This is a genomic window from Acinetobacter courvalinii, assembly GCF_014635545.1.
Classification (GTDB): Bacteria; Pseudomonadota; Gammaproteobacteria; order Pseudomonadales; family Moraxellaceae; genus Acinetobacter; species Acinetobacter courvalinii.
The window spans coordinates 361650-381114 of sequence record NZ_BMDA01000002.1; the positions used below are offsets into that span (position 1 = coordinate 361650).

General features: G+C 43.1%; 18 protein-coding genes. 9 read left to right on the forward strand and 9 right to left on the reverse strand.

Annotated features, from left to right (window positions below; all coding sequences use genetic code 11):
• Positions 1 to 360 precede the first annotated feature (360 nt).
• Both IEV39_RS11300 and IEV39_RS11305 read left to right on the forward strand, forming a co-directional pair.
• Entirely contained in the window at positions 361 to 672 is a 312-nt protein-coding gene (locus IEV39_RS11300; protein WP_005282877.1) for a hypothetical protein, read from the forward strand.
• Between the two features lie 73 nt (positions 673 to 745).
• On the forward strand, positions 746 to 2101 hold the full coding sequence (locus tag IEV39_RS11305) for a S8 family serine peptidase (RefSeq protein WP_005282881.1): 1356 nt from the start codon (positions 746 to 748) through the stop codon (positions 2099 to 2101).
• A gap of 94 nt (positions 2102 to 2195) precedes the next feature.
• Here IEV39_RS11305 and IEV39_RS11310 read toward each other — a convergent pair whose 3' ends face one another.
• Complete coding sequence (locus IEV39_RS11310) at positions 2196 to 2600, reverse strand: hypothetical protein (protein ID WP_005282884.1); 405 nt, start codon at positions 2598 to 2600, stop codon at positions 2196 to 2198.
• Positions 2601 to 2839: 239 nt separating this feature from the next.
• Here IEV39_RS11310 and IEV39_RS11315 point away from each other — a divergent pair, with 239 nt between their 5' ends.
• Positions 2840 to 4342 carry a flavin-containing monooxygenase gene (locus IEV39_RS11315; protein WP_005282888.1) on the forward strand — a complete coding sequence of 501 codons (1503 nt, stop codon included), beginning with the start codon at positions 2840 to 2842 and terminating at the stop codon, positions 4340 to 4342.
• 42 nt (positions 4343 to 4384) lie between these two features.
• Here the strand turns inward: IEV39_RS11315 and IEV39_RS11320 are convergent, their stop codons facing one another.
• The 6 genes from IEV39_RS11320 to IEV39_RS11345 form a co-directional block, all read right to left on the reverse strand.
• Positions 4385 to 4807 carry a hypothetical protein gene (locus tag IEV39_RS11320; RefSeq protein ID WP_005282891.1) on the reverse strand — a complete coding sequence of 141 codons (423 nt, stop codon included), beginning with the start codon at positions 4805 to 4807 and terminating at the stop codon, positions 4385 to 4387.
• A 145-nt stretch (positions 4808 to 4952) separates the two neighbouring features.
• Positions 4953 to 5387, reverse strand: coding sequence for a hypothetical protein (locus IEV39_RS11325; RefSeq protein ID WP_005282893.1), 435 nt, complete (start codon positions 5385 to 5387; stop codon positions 4953 to 4955).
• A 157-nt stretch (positions 5388 to 5544) separates the two neighbouring features.
• Positions 5545 to 5955: a hypothetical protein gene (locus IEV39_RS11330; RefSeq protein WP_032883214.1), complete on the reverse strand. Its 411-nt coding sequence runs from the start codon at positions 5953 to 5955 to the stop codon at positions 5545 to 5547.
• A gap of 73 nt (positions 5956 to 6028) precedes the next feature.
• Positions 6029 to 8098 (reverse strand): glycine--tRNA ligase subunit beta, encoded by a 2070-nt coding sequence (glyS, locus tag IEV39_RS11335; protein ID WP_005282900.1) that lies wholly within the window; start codon positions 8096 to 8098, stop codon positions 6029 to 6031.
• Entirely contained in the window at positions 8098 to 9087 is a 990-nt protein-coding gene (gene glyQ, locus IEV39_RS11340) for a glycine--tRNA ligase subunit alpha (protein WP_004775941.1), read from the reverse strand. The genes glyS and glyQ overlap by 1 nt, the downstream gene beginning before the upstream one ends.
• 113 nt (positions 9088 to 9200) lie before the next feature.
• Positions 9201 to 9611 (reverse strand): hypothetical protein, encoded by a 411-nt coding sequence (locus IEV39_RS11345; RefSeq protein WP_005282902.1) that lies wholly within the window; start codon positions 9609 to 9611, stop codon positions 9201 to 9203.
• A 191-nt stretch (positions 9612 to 9802) separates the two neighbouring features.
• Here IEV39_RS11345 and IEV39_RS11350 point away from each other — a divergent pair, with 191 nt between their 5' ends.
• The 4 genes from IEV39_RS11350 (at position 9803) to IEV39_RS11365 (ending at position 13632) form a co-directional block, all read left to right on the forward strand.
• Positions 9803 to 11065: a putative DNA modification/repair radical SAM protein gene (locus IEV39_RS11350; RefSeq protein WP_005282905.1), complete on the forward strand. Its 1263-nt coding sequence runs from the start codon at positions 9803 to 9805 to the stop codon at positions 11063 to 11065.
• A gap of 2 nt (positions 11066 to 11067) precedes the next feature.
• Complete coding sequence (locus IEV39_RS11355) at positions 11068 to 11859, forward strand: TIGR03915 family putative DNA repair protein (protein WP_005282908.1); 792 nt, start codon at positions 11068 to 11070, stop codon at positions 11857 to 11859.
• 132 nt (positions 11860 to 11991) lie between these two features.
• Positions 11992 to 12408, forward strand: a complete 417-nt coding sequence (locus tag IEV39_RS11360) for a lysozyme inhibitor LprI family protein (protein WP_005282911.1) — start codon at positions 11992 to 11994, stop codon at positions 12406 to 12408.
• A gap of 120 nt (positions 12409 to 12528) precedes the next feature.
• Positions 12529 to 13632, forward strand: coding sequence for an HPP family protein (locus IEV39_RS11365; protein WP_032883136.1), 1104 nt, complete (start codon positions 12529 to 12531; stop codon positions 13630 to 13632).
• 64 nt (positions 13633 to 13696) lie between these two features.
• On the opposite strand, the gene IEV39_RS11370 is transcribed toward IEV39_RS11365, so the two are convergent.
• Entirely contained in the window at positions 13697 to 13966 is a 270-nt protein-coding gene (locus IEV39_RS11370) for a PspC domain-containing protein (protein ID WP_005227485.1), read from the reverse strand.
• Between the two features lie 341 nt (positions 13967 to 14307).
• Between IEV39_RS11370 and IEV39_RS11375 the strand changes: the two genes are divergently transcribed.
• Positions 14308 to 14979: a hypothetical protein gene (locus tag IEV39_RS11375; protein WP_005282918.1), complete on the forward strand. Its 672-nt coding sequence runs from the start codon at positions 14308 to 14310 to the stop codon at positions 14977 to 14979.
• A gap of 57 nt (positions 14980 to 15036) precedes the next feature.
• Here IEV39_RS11375 and IEV39_RS11380 read toward each other — a convergent pair whose 3' ends face one another.
• Positions 15037 to 16860, reverse strand: coding sequence for an acyl-CoA dehydrogenase C-terminal domain-containing protein (locus IEV39_RS11380; protein WP_005227481.1), 1824 nt, complete (start codon positions 16858 to 16860; stop codon positions 15037 to 15039).
• A gap of 239 nt (positions 16861 to 17099) precedes the next feature.
• Here IEV39_RS11380 and IEV39_RS11385 point away from each other — a divergent pair, with 239 nt between their 5' ends.
• Positions 17100 to 19433, forward strand: coding sequence for a hypothetical protein (locus IEV39_RS11385; RefSeq protein ID WP_005282922.1), 2334 nt, complete (start codon positions 17100 to 17102; stop codon positions 19431 to 19433).
• Positions 19434 to 19465 lie beyond the last annotated feature (32 nt).

Here is a 19465-nt window from a genome sequence, read left to right on the forward strand (position 1 = left end):
TATATTTTATCGGACCAAATATGAAAATTTAGAATATTTAAATAGGATTAAACCGGTTTAAAAATAATCAAAATCATGGCATTTTTATTGCTTGGTATAAATAGGTGAAATCGTCGTTGTACTTTTTTGAGTCATTTAAAGTTTTAGGACCCATTTTCGATTCCACCTGATTCTTCATTTTGAAGTATGAAATCGAGTTAAAAGATTTAAGGGGTTTAGGTCCCATGAAATTTTTAATCGTTTTGACTTGAAATATATATGTGAAATTTAAAGTGAATTTTTAAATTGTATTCGCATTATTTATAGAAAAACAACTGACAACCAGGTAATGACCAGTAACTCAAGCACTGGAGAATATAAATGAAACAGATTGCCGCATTTTTATTTGTCCTGATCGCACTTGGCGTGGTGGTGTTCTATTTTGAACCCGCAACGCCGAGCAATGCCTCAGACGATACCGCAGTTTACCAGATGCGTCCTGAGCACTCAGGCAGCAGTTCAAGCGTTTTAAAATCAGAGGAGGCCAAAACAGCAACACACACTACATCCGATATGTTGAATCAATTAAATACAACACAAAAAGATGTTCAATTTTATGACACCAAAAGTGATCCTTCGATACAACCGATTGATCCGGAAACCGACCCAGCGAATGAAATTAAAAAACTTTAAATACGCTGGATTTCTTTATCCAAGAAAACCAAAAACTCAAAAGTTCTTTATCCAAGAACGATGGAGATCCACAGTGAACAATAAAATTTTATTACTATTAAGCTTATCCGCTTTTCTAACTACCACCACCTCAGCTGCAACACTGAATGCAGTCCAACTCAAACAACGCCTGAGTTCTGCGGCATTAAATAAAGTACAGCAGGGTAAAATTAATATTGAAGCCCTGATCGATAATGATTCAAATGATTTATTGATCGAATATGATAACAGTGCAACCAGCACCACTTTGGGGCGAGAAAAACGTAGCCTGATTGCAGTGGGTAAAAATCAGTTCAAAAGTAAATACAGCAAAGCCGCAGGCTTTCAAACCTTACGTGAGTTTAATGGCCTGCCTTTGGGCTTGTACCGGATTCAAAACCGCGAAACCTTGGCACAAGTGTTAAATGATCCGAGCGTTAAAGGGGTGTATCCAAACCGTAAAAATGTAACCACCACCATGGAAAGCCTTCCCTTAATTAACCAACCGCAAGCGGTTACAAATGGCTTTAGCGGAGAGGGAACCAGTGTGGTGGTGATCGACACGGGCGTGAATTATAAGCATGCTGATTTTGGCTGTACCGCGGTAAATACCCCGGCATCGAGTTGTCGGGTGGTATATGCCTTTGACAGCGCTCCGGATGATAATAGTCTGGATGATGATGGGCATGGCAGTAATGTGTCAGGTATTATTGCCAAAGTTGCACCGCAAACCAAAATCATAGGGATCGATACCTTCCGTAAAATTCGTGTCAATGGTCAATGGGGCAGTACTGCCTATGACAGTGATATTCTGGCGGCCTTAAACTGGACCGTGAACAATGCCCAGACCTATAACATTAAAGCGGTTAACCTGAGTTTAGGGGTGCCAGGGGTGAAATATACCTCTGAATGTAGCAATAGCAGTTATAGCACTGCCTTTGCCAATGCACGTGCTGCAGGTGTTGTGCCTGTAGTCGCGTCCGGTAATGATGGCTTTGCTGATGGTATTTCCTCACCGGCCTGTGTTGCAGGCGCTGTACGGGTAGGCGCTGTTTATGACAGTAATATTGGGGGTGTTTCCTGGGGTAATCCGGTGAAGTGTTCAGATCCGACTACTGCAGCCGATCAGGTGACCTGCTTTAGTAATGGCGGTTCACTGGTGACCTTGCTGGCACCGGGTGCCATGATTACCGCAGGCGGTGAAACTCAAGGCGGCACTTCACAGGCGGCCCCGCATGTTGCAGGCGCGATTGCCTTATTACGTGCCAATGATGTCAGCCCATCCGAGACGATAGACCAGACCGTGAACCGCTTGAAGGCAACAGGTAAGCCGATTCGCGATAAACGTACCGGTTTGATCTTCCCGCGTATTGATTTAGCTGCGGCCACCAGTGGACTCAATGCGAATTAAGCTGGGTTTAGAAGCTCAAGACTGATCCAGACAATAGTTTAAAAGCCATAACTCGTTGCAGCTAGAGATAGCCGCAACGAGTTTTTTTATGGCCTCAATGGCATTGCGCCAGTGTGCTGGCACTAAAATTACTTTGCAGTTTCTTGAAATTTGCCTGCACTGCCGGATCTTCAATATCAAATGCTGTGGAGGTGTTTGCAGAGGCACGGGTGGTATATTGTGTCGATGAATTCGCTGAAATTAATCCAGAGTGATTGAATGTCCAGTGCTCTATGGCTTGTCCGCCGTCAAAGTAGCCTGTGAATTCAATAATGCAATTTTTATCCTGTTTCATCAGTTTCGCAATATTGCCTTCTGTTGTTGGAGAAGCGCCAATATTTTTAATCTGCTCTAATACTTTGGGGGTGTCTGGGCTCTGGTTCTGCAAGGTTGAACAGGCGGTGAAACTCATTCCACTCAGCACTGAGACTAGCATGATCTTGAAGGGGCGATGCAGCATGGGCAAAATTCCGGTCCTGTGAATTAATCATTTCAGTGTGTGGTCTAGGGTCGTGAAGTTCAATGCATGTTTTGAGATAACACTGTAAATTTTAAGCTTATTTTTTGAATGAATTCAACAGCAGCATGATTTGGCAAATTCTGTCAAAAATAACGCTATAAACGGCCTGTCTTGATAATGACCGTTTTAGAGCTTAATGCCATAGTGTTTTGGGCTTTAAGTACAGGGAACAAGAGGTCATGAATACGAAGTCGAAAGCTGTAGCATTTCATCGGGTCATCGTCATTGGTGGCGGTTTTGCAGGATTAGGGGCTGCAATCAAACTGAAAGAAGCTGGCATCCATGATTTTATTTTGCTTGAGAAAGCGGATGAGCTGGGTGGCGTATGGCGTGAAAATACCTATCCCGGTTGTGCCTGTGATGTGCCTTCTGCCTTGTATTCCTATTCTTTTGAACCGAATCCTGCGTGGAGTCGGGTGTTCGCTGGACAGGCTGAAATCAAACAATATTTGCAAAATACCGCACTGAAATATCAGGTCATGCCGCATGTTCACTTCAATCATGAAGCCTTAGCCGCAACGTGGTCAGATGCTAAACAGTGCTGGATCATTAACACTAATCAAGGTGAGTTTCATGCGCAGTTTGTGATTATGGCGTGTGGCCCGATGCATGAACCTGTGATACCGGATGTCAAAGGATTAAAACACTTTAAAGGGGAAATTTTTCATTCATCGCGTTGGCGACATGATCTGGATTTAACTGGGAAACGCGTAGCCGTTGTTGGCACGGGTGCATCAGCGATCCAGTTTATTCCCCAGATTCAACCTTTGGTAAAGCAACTGACTGTATTTCAGCGCACACCGCACTGGGTTTTACCGAAGTCGGATATGCCTTTACCTGCTCCGCTCCAGACAGTTTTTAAATATCTCCCTGTTACCCAATCGCTGATGCGTGGTTCGGTATATGGTATTTTTGAGAGCTTAAATGGTAGCTTACAGAGTAATACAGCGATGCGACAGATACAACGTATTGCTGAATTTCATATTAAACAAGGGATTAAAGATCCTGAATTACGCTGTAAAGTCACGCCGAATTATGTGATTGGTTGCAAGCGGATTCTCCAGTCTAATGAATGGTATCCTGCTTTGGCACAGCCGAATGTTGAAGTGGTAGCTACTGCTCTCAGTGAAGTTAAAGACAATCAATTATTTACCAGCGATGGTCGCTGCGTCGAAGCGGATGTGATTATTCTCGGGACGGGGTTTGAAGTGGCTGAACCGCCGATTGCCCAAAGGGTGTTTAACCGTTATGGTCAAAGCATGTCAGAAGTTTGGAAGGGTAGTCCGGAAGGTTATATGGGAACCATGGTGGCGGATTGTCCAAATGGTTTCTTGATGTTTGGTCCCAATATTGCGGTGAGTTCTTCGGCATTTATTATCATTGAAGCGCAGCTGGCCTATATTATCGATGCACTCAAACAGGCAATTCAGCAAAATATCCAAACCATTGAAGTTGATCCTGTGCGCATGGCCCGGTTTAATCAGCGTGTACAAGCAGCCTTAAAAACCACGGTCTGGAATAAAGGCGGCTGTCAGAGTTATTTCATTGATCGTAATGGACGCAATAGTACCGTATGGCCGTGGACGACGTTTAAGATGCGCCAGCAACTCAGTCATTTTAATTTAAATGAGTATCTGATTGATCGTCAGGTCGAACCACAAACTGACCCCGTTTCTGTCTGATCAAGTCAAAAAAACCTCTAGTGTAAGCTAGAGGTTTTTTGATTAATTCGATGAGGGCTGACTGAGTCCGGCACGCTCAATCGGCACATTGCCTTCGTTGGTTCCGACCACCGCATCTTTGGTGTCCTGCCATTTTTTAGCGGTATATTGTTTGGCTTTCTGGGTTTGTTCTTGCACGATCTCGGATTGTTCAGCGCTATATTGTTTGGTGCTTTGCCATTTTTCACTCATTTTTTGAGAGGTGTTTTCAGATGCACCTTGAATCGAGTTGCCCAAATTCTGCATGCCTTTGCCTGTTTTATACAGCAATACACGACCGATGCTTGGGTTGTCGCCATATGGCATCACTTTTTCAGCTTCGGCATTTGATACTGTTGCGGTGTGATTTGTGGTATCCGCTGCCCAGAGAGAAGACGAGGCCGCAAGTGCAGTGGTTAAACATATGAGTTGTACTTTATTCATCATCTTTTCTGTCCTTTCAGCGATCGTGTCGCAATCGAGATTTTATATCTTATCGTTGAGTTGAAGAAAAGAGTGAGGATGATATGAAATTGATACGCTACGTAACCTTTATCAAAAACTTATGCAGAAAAAGAAGAGAAATAAGCAACTAAAAATACCGAGCACAATAAAATAGTCTTGTTTGCGTAAACTTGCCAAACGTATAACAGACAGATAGATTGAGCTGAAAAAAAACCAGTGCAAAAACAAGGATACAAGCTAAGGGGAGATTAAATAGCCATTGGGTATTACTGAATAGAATAAAAATAATGCTACTCGAAATCCAGTAGAGCAGGGCATATAAAAATTTCTTGAGTGCTAATTGGCTGACAGATTGATCTAAACGCGGTAATACGACGGCCAAAATAATCAGTGCAATCATTCCGCCTAAAAAAGAAATGATCATAAAAAACAGTCCACTCATATCGGGTTTAGTTCGAATGAATGGAAAGCGTGTATAGCTTGCCCAACCGATCAAGAGTAAAGCGGCATGTATAGCTGCAATAATGATATCGATACGATAATAATTTTTAGATTGAGACATTTATATAAATTTAATGCACATAAAAAACCTGCTATTACTAACAGGTTTTTTGGAAGGCTTCAAATATCAGTTTACCTTTATGCACTGAAATTCGTCATCACGATGGTATCTTTAATGAATGTGATAATTGTGGATACATCAGGTTGCGCAAATTGATTTATTGGATCCTTACAACCTTTTCTACACGATCCGATGAGTCATAGATCACTTGAATAATTACCTTAGCGCCTCTAGTCGCTGATTCAGGTATTGATATCGTTTCTATTAATGAATCAAACGGTAATGTACTTGCGACTAAACCATTGTATAACGCTTGTCCCAATCGTTTGGATGTATTGCCTTGCTTATAAAATATAAAAGTATCGATCCGTTGATCGCCGATTAATTTACTTGAGCTTGGCGTAATCACTTTGCTAATAAATTCACTGCGAGCCATTCCAATAGCAATAGGATTTTGTATATTTTGATGATTTTCTATCTCGGGCTGGGCTTTGGAACTAGGGTTAGAATTACAACCAGTTTGCCCCATAGTGAGTATAAGAAGAAATGATAGAACGTATTTATTCATATGCTTATAGATCTTTTTAAAAGAAAATAAATAAAAACCCGCTTCTAAAAGCGGGTTTTTATAAAAAAGTAAATTAACCCTGCAATACACTTACATCTGCAATCGCCGTGAATAAATCACGCAACTGAGCCAGTAAACGTAAACGGTTGGCTTTTAATTCTGCATCATCTGCCATCACCATTACACCTTCAAAGAAGGCATCGATTGGTGCACGAAGCGCAGCAAGCTTAGACAAGGCTTCTGTGTAGTTACGTGCAGCAAGCAATGGCTGAACTACAGGTGTTAATGCCTGAAGCTCTGCATAAAGTGCTTTTTCAGCCGCTTCAACCAGATTCGCTTCAACCACAGCACCTTCAGGCGCTGCTTCTTTAGCAAGAATATTGGCAACACGTTTATTTGCCGCAGCCAATGCAGCTGCTTCTGGCAAGGTGCGGAAATGATTGACCGCAGTCACACGCTTGTCAAAATCAAGAGGAGATTTTGGTGCAAGTGCTTGAACCGCCTGAATCACATCAACCGCAACGCCTTGATCTTCGTATTTAGCACGGTAACGTCCTTCAAGGAAAGCAACTGCATCGGTACGTGTCTTGTCATGATCTTTGATGATGTCGCCATAACCTTGCAAGGCAAAGTTCACCAATTCTTCAATCGTAATGTCTAATTCATTTTCAATGATTAAACGCAAGATACCGATTGCAGAACGACGTAATGCAAATGGGTCTTTCGAACCTGTTGGTGCCTGACCAATCCCGAAAATACCGACCAATGTATCTAAACGGTCCGCAAGGGCAATGGTTGTACCCGTCTTGGTTTGCGGTAATACATCGCCTGCAAACTTAGGTAAATATTGCTCACCTAAAGCTTCAGCAACTTCATGATTCTCACCTTCAAGACGCGCATAGTACGTGCCTGCAATCCCTTGAAGTTCTGGGAATTCACCCACGAGCTCAGAGGTTAAGTCGCATTTAGCCAATAACGCTGCTTTTTCTGCATCGACTGCATTTGCACCGGTAATTGGCGACAATGCCACCGCCAGTTTGGCAATACGTTCAGATTTATTCCAAAGCGTACCCAACTGTGCCTGAAAGACCATGTTGGCTAATTTTTCTTTACGAGACGCAAGCGGTTGCTTCTGGTCTTGTAAGAAGAAGAACTCCGCATCGGACAAACGAGGGCGAACCACTTTTTCATTCCCTTCAATAATTTGAGCCGGATCTTTAGACTCAATATTTGAAACGGTAATGAAGTAAGGCTGTAATTTACCTTCGGCATTGATTAAGCAGAAATATTTCTGGTTATCCTGCATGGTCGTGATCAACGCTTCTTGCGGAACCGCCAAATAGCGTTCTTCAAAAGTCGCACGTAAAGCAACCGGCCATTCAACCAGACTGGTCACTTCATCAAGTAAGTCTGCTGGCACAATTGCAGTGGCATTGACTTCATCTGCCAAGGTTTTCACTTGTGCTTGAATCGTGGTTTGACGCTTTTCAAAATCAGCAACCACATAGGCTTGTTCTAACGTTGCCAAGTAGTCATGCGCATGTGCCAAAGTCACAGCTTCAGGTGCATGGAAGCGATGACCATAGGTCACATTACCTGTTTTATGATCTTGAATGGTTGCATCAATCACTTGAGCATCTTTCAGCAATACCACCCATTTGACTGGACGAACGAATTCAGTACGGCTTGCAGCAGAACGCATACGTTTTGCAATTGGCAAGTTGTCCAGTGCAGTCTGTAAAATTTGCGGCAGTAAAACGTCTAGGCTTTGACCTTTGACATCTTTCAGGAAGCACACTTTTTCAACTTTACCTGCCTGGAAAGTCGAAAGCTGGTCAACGGTAATGCCTTGACCACGCATAAAGCCTTCAAGTGCTTTGGTCGGTTTGCCTTCAGCATCATAAGCCGCTTGTACAGCAGGGCCGTCAAAACGTTTTTGTGTATCTGCCTGAGCTGCATCGATATCAACAATTTTTAATGCTAAACGACGTGGCGCAGCATACGCTTCGATAGCAGCGAAGTTTAAGCCCGCATCTTTTAAGCCTTTTTCAGTTTCTGCTTTGAGTGCATCACGTAAGGTTTTTAAGCTTTTTGGTGGAAGTTCTTCACAGCCAAGTTCGAATAAAACTGTATGCTTGGTCATTATTTATTCTCCTTCGCTTTTTCAGCTTGGGCTGCTTCTGCTTCAACTTGTGCCTTGAGCTGAGCCAATACTTCATCACGCAAATGCGGTTCTGCCATCGGGAAACCAAGTTTGGCACGGGCAGCCACATAACTTTGTGCAATTGAGCGTGCCAAAGTACGCACACGTAAAATATAACGCTGACGTTCAGTCACGGAAATCGCACCACGCGCATCGAGCAAGTTAAAGCAATGCGATGCTTTGATCACCTGTTCGTAGGCAGGAAGTGGCAATTCAGCTTCGATTAAACGAGAGGCTTCAGCTTCATAGAAGTCGAACAGTTCAAACATTTTATCGACAGGTGCGTATTCGAAGTTATAGGTGGATTGCTCAACTTCGTTTTGATGGAATACATCACCATAAGTTACGGTACCGAATTGACCTTTAGTCCAGACCAGATCGTAAACTGAGTCTACACCTTGCAGGTACATTGCCAGACGTTCTAAGCCGTAAGTGATCTCACCTGTTACTGGGTAACATTCAATACCACCGACTTGCTGGAAGTAAGTGAACTGAGTCACTTCCATACCATTTAACCAGACTTCCCAACCCAAGCCCCAAGCGCCAAGTGTTGGAGATTCCCAGTTGTCTTCCACGAAACGGATATCGTGTGTCAGTGTATCGATGCCGATTGCTTTTAATGAATCGAGATAAAGCTGCTGGATATTGTCCGGGTTTGGTTTAAGCACCACCTGGAACTGATAGTAGTGTTGTAAACGGTTCGGGTTTTCACCATAACGACCGTCTTTCGGACGACGTGAAGGTTGAACATAAGCCGCGTTCCAGGTTTCTGGCCCCAACGCACGTAAGAAGGTTGCAGTGTGGAATGTCCCTGCGCCCATTTCCATATCATATGGTTGTAATACGACGCAGCCTTGCTCCGCCCAATAGTTTTGTAGGGCAAGAATCAAGCCCTGAAAGGTATCAATATGCGATATAGCACGACTCATGGTGCATCCACTGGAATCAAACAAAAATTGTGCTTAAGTATAAGGATTTTGGTGGTGGGTGGCAAAGGCTTCGAGCGCTTCACTCACAAGTTCTGATCAGAAATAAAAAAAAGTTATTTTATTCCGCATTCATTTCTACTTTTGGCAGAGAGCAAACCTTTCATATAGGTAATTTCTTGGTTAATTTTCATTTGTTGAATGTATTTTTCTATCTGTTGATCAGCAGTTGAACTTCGAGAGGAGGTTTGGGGTGGATTTCTCGGTGTATTATCATCGACTAAAAATGCCTTACCCTGCATGAACCCCCAGTTTTTATTGATTTCAGTTCCATCTTCAAGAACTGCTGATGTCTGTAAAAAACATGTTCTGTCATATTTAATTAAAGTAAATGCTTTTATAAAATATGGGCTTTGAGTGGATTGAAAAGTCTTTACTTCGATGAATTCGGGCTCATTTTTAGAGCTACAGGCGGCTAGTAGGAAGGTTAAAAATAAGCTCGGCAATAAAGATAAAAAATTGTACATAAGATGGAAGAGATAAAGTTTTCTACATTTTATTATAGATAGATTATATTCCCTTGAAATCAACAATCTGTACTGAAGAGGAAAATCCTCACGTCACCCCATGACGTGTAGCATCTCTCATGCTCTTAATTTCACACCGTGGACATGTTAATTTTTAAACGATCTTCTCTGTTTTCTTCAGGTCGTTTGAAATGTCTGATCGCATTCGTGAAAAGCTGCAAATTTTAGCGGACGCTGCCAAATATGACGTGTCCTGTTCTTCCAGTGGCAGTGACCGTAAAAACAAAGGCAAGGGGCTTGGAGATGCCAGCCATTCAGGGATTTGCCATAGCTATACTGAAGATGGACGCTGCGTTTCCTTGCTAAAAATCCTGTTCAGTAATGTCTGTATTTTTGATTGTGCTTATTGCGTATCACGCCGTTCTAATGATGTAAAACGTGCGGCATTTACTGTGCAGGAAGTGGTTGACCTGACCATTAATTTCTATCGTCGTAACTATATTGAAGGGCTATTTCTCAGTTCAGGTATTTTCAAGTCCGCAGATTACACCATGGAGCGCATGCTGCAGGTGGTGAAGAAGCTGCGTCTTGAAGAAAATTTCAATGGTTATATTCATCTCAAGACCATTCCAGGTGCTTCCCCAGAACTGATTCATGAAGCAGGGCTATATGCCGACCGGATGAGTATCAATCTGGAAATGCCGACAGAAGCCGGACTGAAAACCTTTGCGCCTGAAAAATCGCATCAGGAAGTACAAAAGGATTTGGGGCTGGTTCGCGATCGCCTGATTCAGTTGAAGGATGAGCGACAGGTGATCAAGCATGTGCCAAAATACGTACCTGCGGGACAGACCACACAAATGGTGGTGGGGGCGCATCAGGAAACCGATCAGGATGTGCTGTTAATGGCGGATCGGCATTATAAGGAATTTAAACTTAAACGGGTTTATTTCTCGGGTTATATTCCGATCAATACCGAGAATCATTATTTACCGGCTGTGGGTTCAGCGCCACCGCTATTACGTGAAAACCGACTATATCAGAGTGACTGGTTGATGCGTTTTTATGGCTTTCAGGTCAATGAAATTGTAGATGAGCGTTTTCCGCATCTTGATCTGGATATTGACCCGAAACTGAGCTGGGCCTTACGCCATCCTGAACAGTTCCCGGTGGATTTAAACCGTGCCGATTATCAGATGGTATTGCGTGTGCCCGGCATCGGGGTGAAATCAGCCAAGAAAATTGTGCAGGCAAGACGTTTTGGCAAAATCCATATCGATTTATTGAAACAGCTCGGTGTGGTCTATTCGCGGGCAAAGTTTTTTATTCGCTGTGAAGACAGCCCACGTTTTCAGAAAGAACTCTCTCCTCATTATATCCGTCAGCAAATCCTGACACAGGGTTCCTCAAAATACGTGCAACAACTTTCACCGCAGCTGAGTTTAGGCTTTTAAGCGTGTTCACTGATCCAGTGGCGTATTGCTTTGATGGTTCCATGGCGGGACTGCTGAGTTGTGTTTTTCGGGCCTTTCAGTTCAAAGAATTTGAGGTGCAGCTGTGTCTGCACAATCAGGTCCAACATGGCCTGTTTGCCAGTCTGATTGAGGTGCCGACCCATGAACAGCAGGCGCAACGGGTCTGGGCAGGCCTGCAACAGAAACTATCGCAATCGGCCTTGAGACAATTCTATTTTACGTCTTTATCAGAATCGCTGGAGGCCTATCAGCATTTATTTAATTACTGTATGTATGTGTTCCAGCAGCAAGTTTCCGTTGAAAAAGACTATTCACATCCTAGTGTGCTGGCTATTGCGCAATGGACCAAAAAGGTCGGGCGTGAAAAACACCGTATGGAGGCATTTATACGTTTTAAGAAAACCTCGGATGGGTTGTTTCTGAGTTTGGTACGACCAGATTTTAATGTATTGCCGCTCATTCAGCCGCATTTTAAACGTCGTTATCAGGATCAACGCTGGCTGATTTATGATGAGCAGCGCCAATATGGGCTGTATTATGACTTGCATGAGATTCATGAAGTCTCGATGGAGGTGAATGAGATCGACCGTAATATCGAAACGGGCTTTAGTCAAAGCTTCCAGTTAGAACTGGATGAGCAGGAAGCGTTATATGATCAGTTATGGAAAGATTACTTCAATAGCGTCAATATTAAAGAACGGCAGAATATCAAGCTCCATGTGCAATATTTGCCAAAACGATACTGGCGTTATCTGAATGAAAAGTATCTTTAATGCTTGGGCGAGGGACCTGAAAAGAAGTGTGCTTGAGAGCCACTTGCACTTTTAATTGAATCTGAGTAAAAAATAAGCTCGTCCTTACTTCTTGAACACGATTTTAAAAATGACAAAACCAAGAGCTATAAAATGAACAAATTAAGTTTTAAATGCCTATTACTAGCAATGACCTGTTTAAATGTGGAGGCCATGGCGGAAACACCGGATAAATCTACCGATGCTTATAGCCTTTGTGTGGATGAAACCATTCAGGAATTGGGACTGGGTAATATCAATAATGCCGTGGTGGAAATCTGTAGTAGCAGAACCAAAACATTATATAGCAAGCAGATCGTACAATTACTCGACCAAATCAAGAAGCAGAGTCAAGAATATCAGCAGCCTGAACGCTATAACGACATTATGAAATCACAACAATTGTGGAAAAACTTTGTGGATCAGGAATGCCGTAATGCGGGTGCCTATATCGGCTCGCCGATGTATGAGTTTTGCCCGATGCAAAAATATGGCGAGCGAATTGAGCAGTTAAAAGAATATCTGAACTGATAAAATTTATTTTCAACAGCTTTACTCATAATCTAAAACTATAATTTAAATACACCTTCAGCTTGAGTCGGCGTATACTTCTGCCTCGAATAAAACAACACTATTCCAGCAAGGTGCATTGTGAGCTCTACCCAATCAGACTGGCTAAATCTGCTTAAACCTAATTATAAAGTTCTGCCTTTGAGGGAGAGGATGCTGTCAGGCGTGGGTGCTTTATGCGGTCTGGCGATTTCCTCACTCATCAGCTGGTATGTGCTAGGGGGCATGAATGCCTGGTATATTGCACCGATGGGCGCTTCTTCAGTGCTCCTCTTTGCGGTACCCAATAGCCCCTTGGCGCAACCGTGGAATGTGGTGGTCGGTAATACCCTGGCAGGTTTGATTGGGGTTGCCTGTACTCAATTATTGCCTGATATGACCACTGCTTTTAGTGTGGCCGTTGGCCTGGCAATTTTTATGATGATGACCACAGATTCGCTGCATCCACCCAGTGGGGCAGTGGCGATTACCGCCGTGTTGGGCGGGGAGGCAGTCCATCGGCTGGGTTTTCATTTTATATTATATCCGGTGCTGCTGAACTCGATTTTATTACTGGTTTTCGCGGTGGTGTTTAACCGTTTGATTGGGCGTCATTATCCTTTGACTGCACATGTTAATGAGCGCTCTAAAGACCCGACACCGACACAGAAAGTCTCGATCCAGCCGAAAGATATTGAATATGCTTTAGAACATCACACCGAGCTGTTAGACATTAGCCAATATGATCTGGAAAAAATCATTTTAGAAGCGCAAGAGCATGCCAATGAGCGACTGGTCAATTCATTTGTCTGTCAGGATATTATGAGTCGGGACGTGATTAAACTGCATGAAAATGATGATATCCATCAAGCCGTAGATAAATTCAAGGCGGTTAACCTGATGAGTTTGCCTGTGGTCAATGCAGAGGAAAAACTGGTCGGGACGCTGGCTTTATACGAAGTGGTGGAATGGTTTAAGGGCGCGACTGATCCACGTAATTCATGGCAGCATTTTGTGCGACAGATTATGAGCCGGAGAGTAGTGACGGTTGATCCGTTACAGCCGATTCAGGATTTGGTGCCTTATTTTGTAGAAAAGTCTTTTAACTATATTCCAGTGGTTGAAAACCAGCGGCTGGTCGGCATTATCAGTCGTGCCGATATGATTGCGGCCTTACAGCAGCAACTGAATCAAAAATTAAGTTAAAAAAAAAGCTACGGTTGGATTAGGGGTAATTTCAACCGTAGCGACCAAAAAGGAAAGTGAGAAATTAACGTTTTATGCCTTGGTCTTCATAGACAGTTTTCACAGGCTGGTTATAGCCTTGAACATGGTCAACACGCGCTTGCTGACGTTTTGGAATGACCAGCCATAAAATGAGGTACACCAAAATACCCGGGAAAGCGGCGCTCATAATCGAGATCACAACAAAGATCAGGCGTAATAAATTTGCATTCCAACCAAATCGTTCCGCAATACCGCCCATCACACCAGCGATCATGCTTTGTTGGTTTGAGCGATATAAACCAGAGTTGGTCATCGAGTGTATCTCCTTAAATTCATGAAATGGCAGCAAAAAGTAAAATATGAGTTGAAGAGCTGCTGTTATTTAAGAGATATGGGCGATGAATTTTTTTTAAAGTTTAAACAGATGAGAGATTAGTTAAGTTGTGTAAATTCTTGCTGGAAAAAACAACAGTATCGCCTAAAATGCACCGACTTAAAGCACACTGCTTTGTTAATTTGCTATTTCCATCCTATTGCGACGGTCTACATTACCTATCACAGGTATGTAGCAGCACTCAATGAAGTCCTGTTAAAAACCTAGGGGACAGCGTGAAAAGTACGCGATAGCGATGTTGATGTTAGAGATTTGTAGATATGCAGTTCAGGTTATCCTTACAGCAGCTTAGTGTAGGAGTCTTATTGAGTCTAAGTTTGATGGCGTGTGATAGTCATCATCCGGAACCTGTAAGACAACAACCGCAGACGCAATCGGATCATGAAGCGAGTTATGTACTCGCAGATGAACAAGAGCAAGCAACTTCTGATACAGAAGCGATGTCGCTCAATCAGGTTGCTGGACAAGCCACCTTGCCACACCCTGTGGTGCGTCAAGATAATCATAGTCAACCCTCGGAAGCCGATCTGATCTATGTCGGTCGCTATCATGCCCGCATTCCATGTACAGACCCTTTTGCAGGCTGTGTAAATAATGAAAAAGAAGCTGAATATATCCTGAATTTATTAAGTGATGGTTCAGTGTACTGGACCAATACCAGCTTTGGGCGTCTCGGTTCCGATCCAACACGTAGTGTGGCCAAGATCGAACAAACCTGTAAACAGGTGCACTGGCATGTTCATAAAGAACTGAATGAGATCATGGTGCGTTGTGATGCCGCAGATCTAAATCTTTACTATCAGATCAATCAGCAGCAGGATCTGGTATTAAATCTGGACAAGATGTGGAATGAAGGCAATGGCAATAACCGTAAGTTCTTTAAAGAATATCCTTTTCCGCAGCAAGCCTATGTCTTTAAAAGAGTAGAATAAAAATTGTTTTTATCATAAAAAAAGAGCGCAATGAGCGCTCTTTTTTTACAGCCCGGATTAGTAATCGAAGCTAAAGTGTTCTGGTGCCAGTGAAGTCAAGGTACGAGATGTTGTTACCATTGACTCGGCATGGCCTTGAGCGCGTGGTAATAAACGGTCGAAGTAGAAATCAGCAACCTTGATTTTTGCTTTATAGAATTCAGGAGTTTCAATGCCGTTACCTGCTTCCAATTTCTCAGAGGCAATCACTGCTTGTTGCGCCCAGAAATAAGCCATCATGACGTAGCCAGAGAACATCAAGAAATCAGCAGAAGCTGAAGATACGATATCACGGTCCTTACGTGCAGCCAGCATGATACGAACAGTTAAAGTGTTCCATTGTGCGCAAAGCTTGGTTAAGTCCCATGCGAAACGGCGGAGGTATTTGTTACGTGCGTGGGCAGCACAGAATTTCAGGATTTCAGCCGTGTAATCACGAACCACTTTACCTTTAGAGCTTAACAGGACTTTACGACCAATCAGATCGAGTGCCTGAATGCCTGTTGTGCCTTCATACAAGGTTGAGATACGTGCATCACGTGCGATTTGTTCCATACCCCATTCACGGATATAGCCATGACCGCCGTAAACCTGCATACCGTGGTTAGCTGCTTCTAGACCCATTTCGGTCAAGAAACCTTTCAAGATCGGCGTATAGAAACCAAGCTTGTCATCATAAGCTTCATAAGCTGCCTGATCGCCACTGACCAATGCATCTGTCATTTTGTCCGCAAGTTTTGCAGCATGGTAGATCATTGAACGACCACCTTCAGCAATTGCTTTTTGCGTCAATAACATACGACGAACATCAGCATGGTGAATAATCGCATCAGCTACACGTTCAGGCTCTTTCTTGCCAGAAAGGGCACGCATTGACATACGGTCTTTGGCATAAGGTAAAGCACCCTGGAAAGACAGTTCAGCATGTGCAATACCTTGTACTGCGGTACCGATACGTGCTGTATTCATAAAGGTAAACATCGCATGTAAACCTTTGTTGATCTCACCGATCAGGTAACCTGTGGCATTGTCAAAGTTCAACACGGCAGTTGCAGAGGCCTTGATCCCCATTTTGTGCTCGATAGAACCACAAGACACTGCATTGCGCTCACCCACGCCACCATCCGCAGTCGGGATGAATTTAGGCACGATGAATAGAGAGATACCACGTGTACCTGCAGGCGCATCTGGAAGGCGAGCCAATACGATATGGATGATGTTTTCAGTTAAATCGTGTTCACCCGCAGAGATGAAGATTTTGGTCCCAGAAATTTTATAGGTACCATCTGCATTTGGTTCTGCTTTAGTTTTTACCTGACCTAAATCTGTACCACATTGAGGCTCGGTTAAGCACATGGTGCCTGACCAGGTACCTTCAACCAGTTTAGGCATATAGGTATTTTTTTGCTCGTCTGTACCAAACTGCATGATGGTGTTCATACAACCTGTACTTAAACCTGGGTACATGGTGAAAGACCAGTTCGCGGTTCCCATCATTTCTGATTTGATCAGGTTTAAAGACATTGGCAAGCCTTGACCGCCAAATTCTTCCGGATAAGAAAGACCTTGCCAGCCACCCATCACAAACTGGTCATACGCTTCTTTAAAGCCTTTCGGTGTGGTTACCTCACCGTTATTAAACGTACAGCCTTCTTCATCACCTGACTGGTTAAGCGGAGAAAGTACGTTTTCGCAATAATCTGCCGCACCTTCAAGAATCATATCAACTGTATCAGCATCCGCATTTTGACCACTTGTCAAAGTTTGGTAATGTGCTGGATAATCTAACATTTCGTTCATTAAGAAACGAATATCACGGAGCGGGGCTTTATAAGCTGGCATAATCTTAATCCTGTATTTGAATCATTTTGGATTATCTGTTTCGATACTTTGATTATTCACAATGGTGATAAAAATACATTGATAATCACTGGGGAAAAGAATGTCAGAAAAGCGAATCTCCTGGATTTGAGGGAGATGGAAAAATCACTTTTCTGTGGGTGTTTAAACTTATATTAAACGTGAAAAATACTTAATTCTATACTTGAAAATATAATGATATAAAGGTGTTTGGTAAAGCTATGCGTCTAAAATATTTAACTTTATGTTTAATGGGTCTCAGTCTTTCGGCCTGTTCTCAACATGTCATTAAAACCAATCCAGCGACGGTCAACCTCGAGCAGAAGGCAGTGAATAGCCTGAATGCCATCTACGAATATCCAAGCTATGACTACCGTGGCAAATTCAATATTCATGTTGATCAGGAGCCAAGTAAAAATACTGCAAAAGCTGAACCTGCATCTTTAGAACCGGCACTCAAGCAAAAAGTGGATCAATACTTACGAGAGCAAAGGGTCAACTTAAACAATAAACAGAAGCAGGCTTTGTATACCGCACTGGCGCAGCAACAGAAAAGTGCTGGTCGCTCCAAGGCCGATAAGTTTACCCAAGTCATGGCCAATATCCTGAATGAGATGCAGTTTGAATATGAGGGTTCGGTGCATTATCGCCAGAAAATGGGTTCCTTGAACCTGACTGCACGTTATGAAAAGCCCACCTTGCTGGTACAGGCCAAAGTACCGATGGTGCTTGATCTGAACCATTATAAATTCTATATCAACTACTTTGCCTTGATGCCTTATCTGGTCAATAAAGACAACCAGAACAAGCTGGCCTATCTGGATTTTTCAAAATATCAGGATGCTTTCAAGCAAGTGGATTACAAAAAATTTGCTGAATATGTCAAAGCATCAAGTGCGGTTTATTATCGTCTTGCAGATCAAAAGAATATTCAGGCCTTATCCGTTTCCTCCGTTGATCAGGCTGCAGGCGTGGTGGAAAAAATCCGTTTAAAAACTTCGGTTGAAGAACTGATCCTGCAAGCGAATTTATATAGCAAGGTCAATGAAAAATATTTGATGCAAAGCGTTTTAAATCTGAACGCGCAGAATTTAGAAAAACTGGTTGTAGATGAAGTGGCGAATGCCGAGCAGGCAAAATCTACAGCATCGTTACTGGACGCAAAAGATTCGGCAGATGATGCCAGCTTGGTAAGCCAGCAGCTATACCGTCTTGTAAATCAGCATTTCGGTGTTGAGAATATCGAAGAAGCTGATGCTGATGAAAGTGCAGATACGGCAGAAGCAGCGGCGGCACGTGCAGCTGCAGCAGCGGCTGACGATCCCAAAGCATCTGAATATCCGGAAGAATCTGATGATCTGGAAGCAGTTGAAGATGAGCAGGCGGGTTTATCTGAGCAACAATGTACAGCCCTGCAAACAGCGCCAAAAACCACCTATGGCGATGTGCAATATTGTCAAAGTATATATGGCATTGATGTGTTCTCGGATCAGCCAGTAGAGCCGGGTTTCTTGACTTATATCCAGAAATTACAAGCGGTTGAAAAAGAATTCGCAGTTTATGATCAAAACCAGTTTATTGATGATCAGGCATTTAAAGCACTTTGGCTGAAACATCAGGCGGATATTGAGAAAGCTTTACCGCCTGTCGACAAACGCAATCCATTTGTGATGGATGTTGGACTGGATGCTAAAGGACGTGCTGTAAAGATTGACTATGATTTGAATTATGGTCTGCCTGAGTTGAAATCACGATTTAATATCAAGGCCGATATGCTGATTTCCAATTATGGTAAAGGCACACCGATTGACCAGGCGCAGTTGAAGCAGGCGAAAACATGGGCTGAAGCCAGCAAAGGTTCAATGCTTGAGCAGGCAGTGAACAGCTTCTCGGAAAAGTTGGGGCAGGCGGGTATTCAGGAGCGTTCAGCCGAGCCATATCGCTTATCTTTAGATGATCAGCTCAACCTTATTGCCGAGCAGCGTTACGACGCAACACGTGCTTATGAGCCAACGTATAAGGCGGTATTCATTGCCAAATTGACAGAAAATTCACCACACATTGTCCAGCGTTACTCAAGCCAAGAGTTGCAGGAAATAGCTGCTGTATATGCGTATTGGTATGCCGATGAGGATGTTTATAATCCGGAAGGCAAAGCACTGCAAAAGATTGAAACTTTGCAAAACAAACATCATCTGCAAGATGAAGACCAGTTTGATGATAGTTTAGGGCGTTCGGTTTACCATATTGTCAGTGAGGCGATGCAGGGTGAACAAGACCGTCAGGCATGGAAAAAGCTACAGGCTCAATATAAGCAGCCGCAACAGTTATTTGCCAAGCAATACCAAATCCAGTTCGAACAAGAAAATGGTGCTTCAAGTGAGGAAAAAGTCTTACTTGCGCAAACGGCAAATATTCTGGGACAAGTCTATGTCGATGCACGTAAAAACCGACTGTCTGAACAATCCATTAAAGCCTTAAAGATTGAACATAATGAATTTATTGATTATGAAATCTTTAAACAGGTCTATCAGAAGATGTTAAATCTGAAGTAAGCCAGCACAAAAACAGCCTGTCACCTACAGGC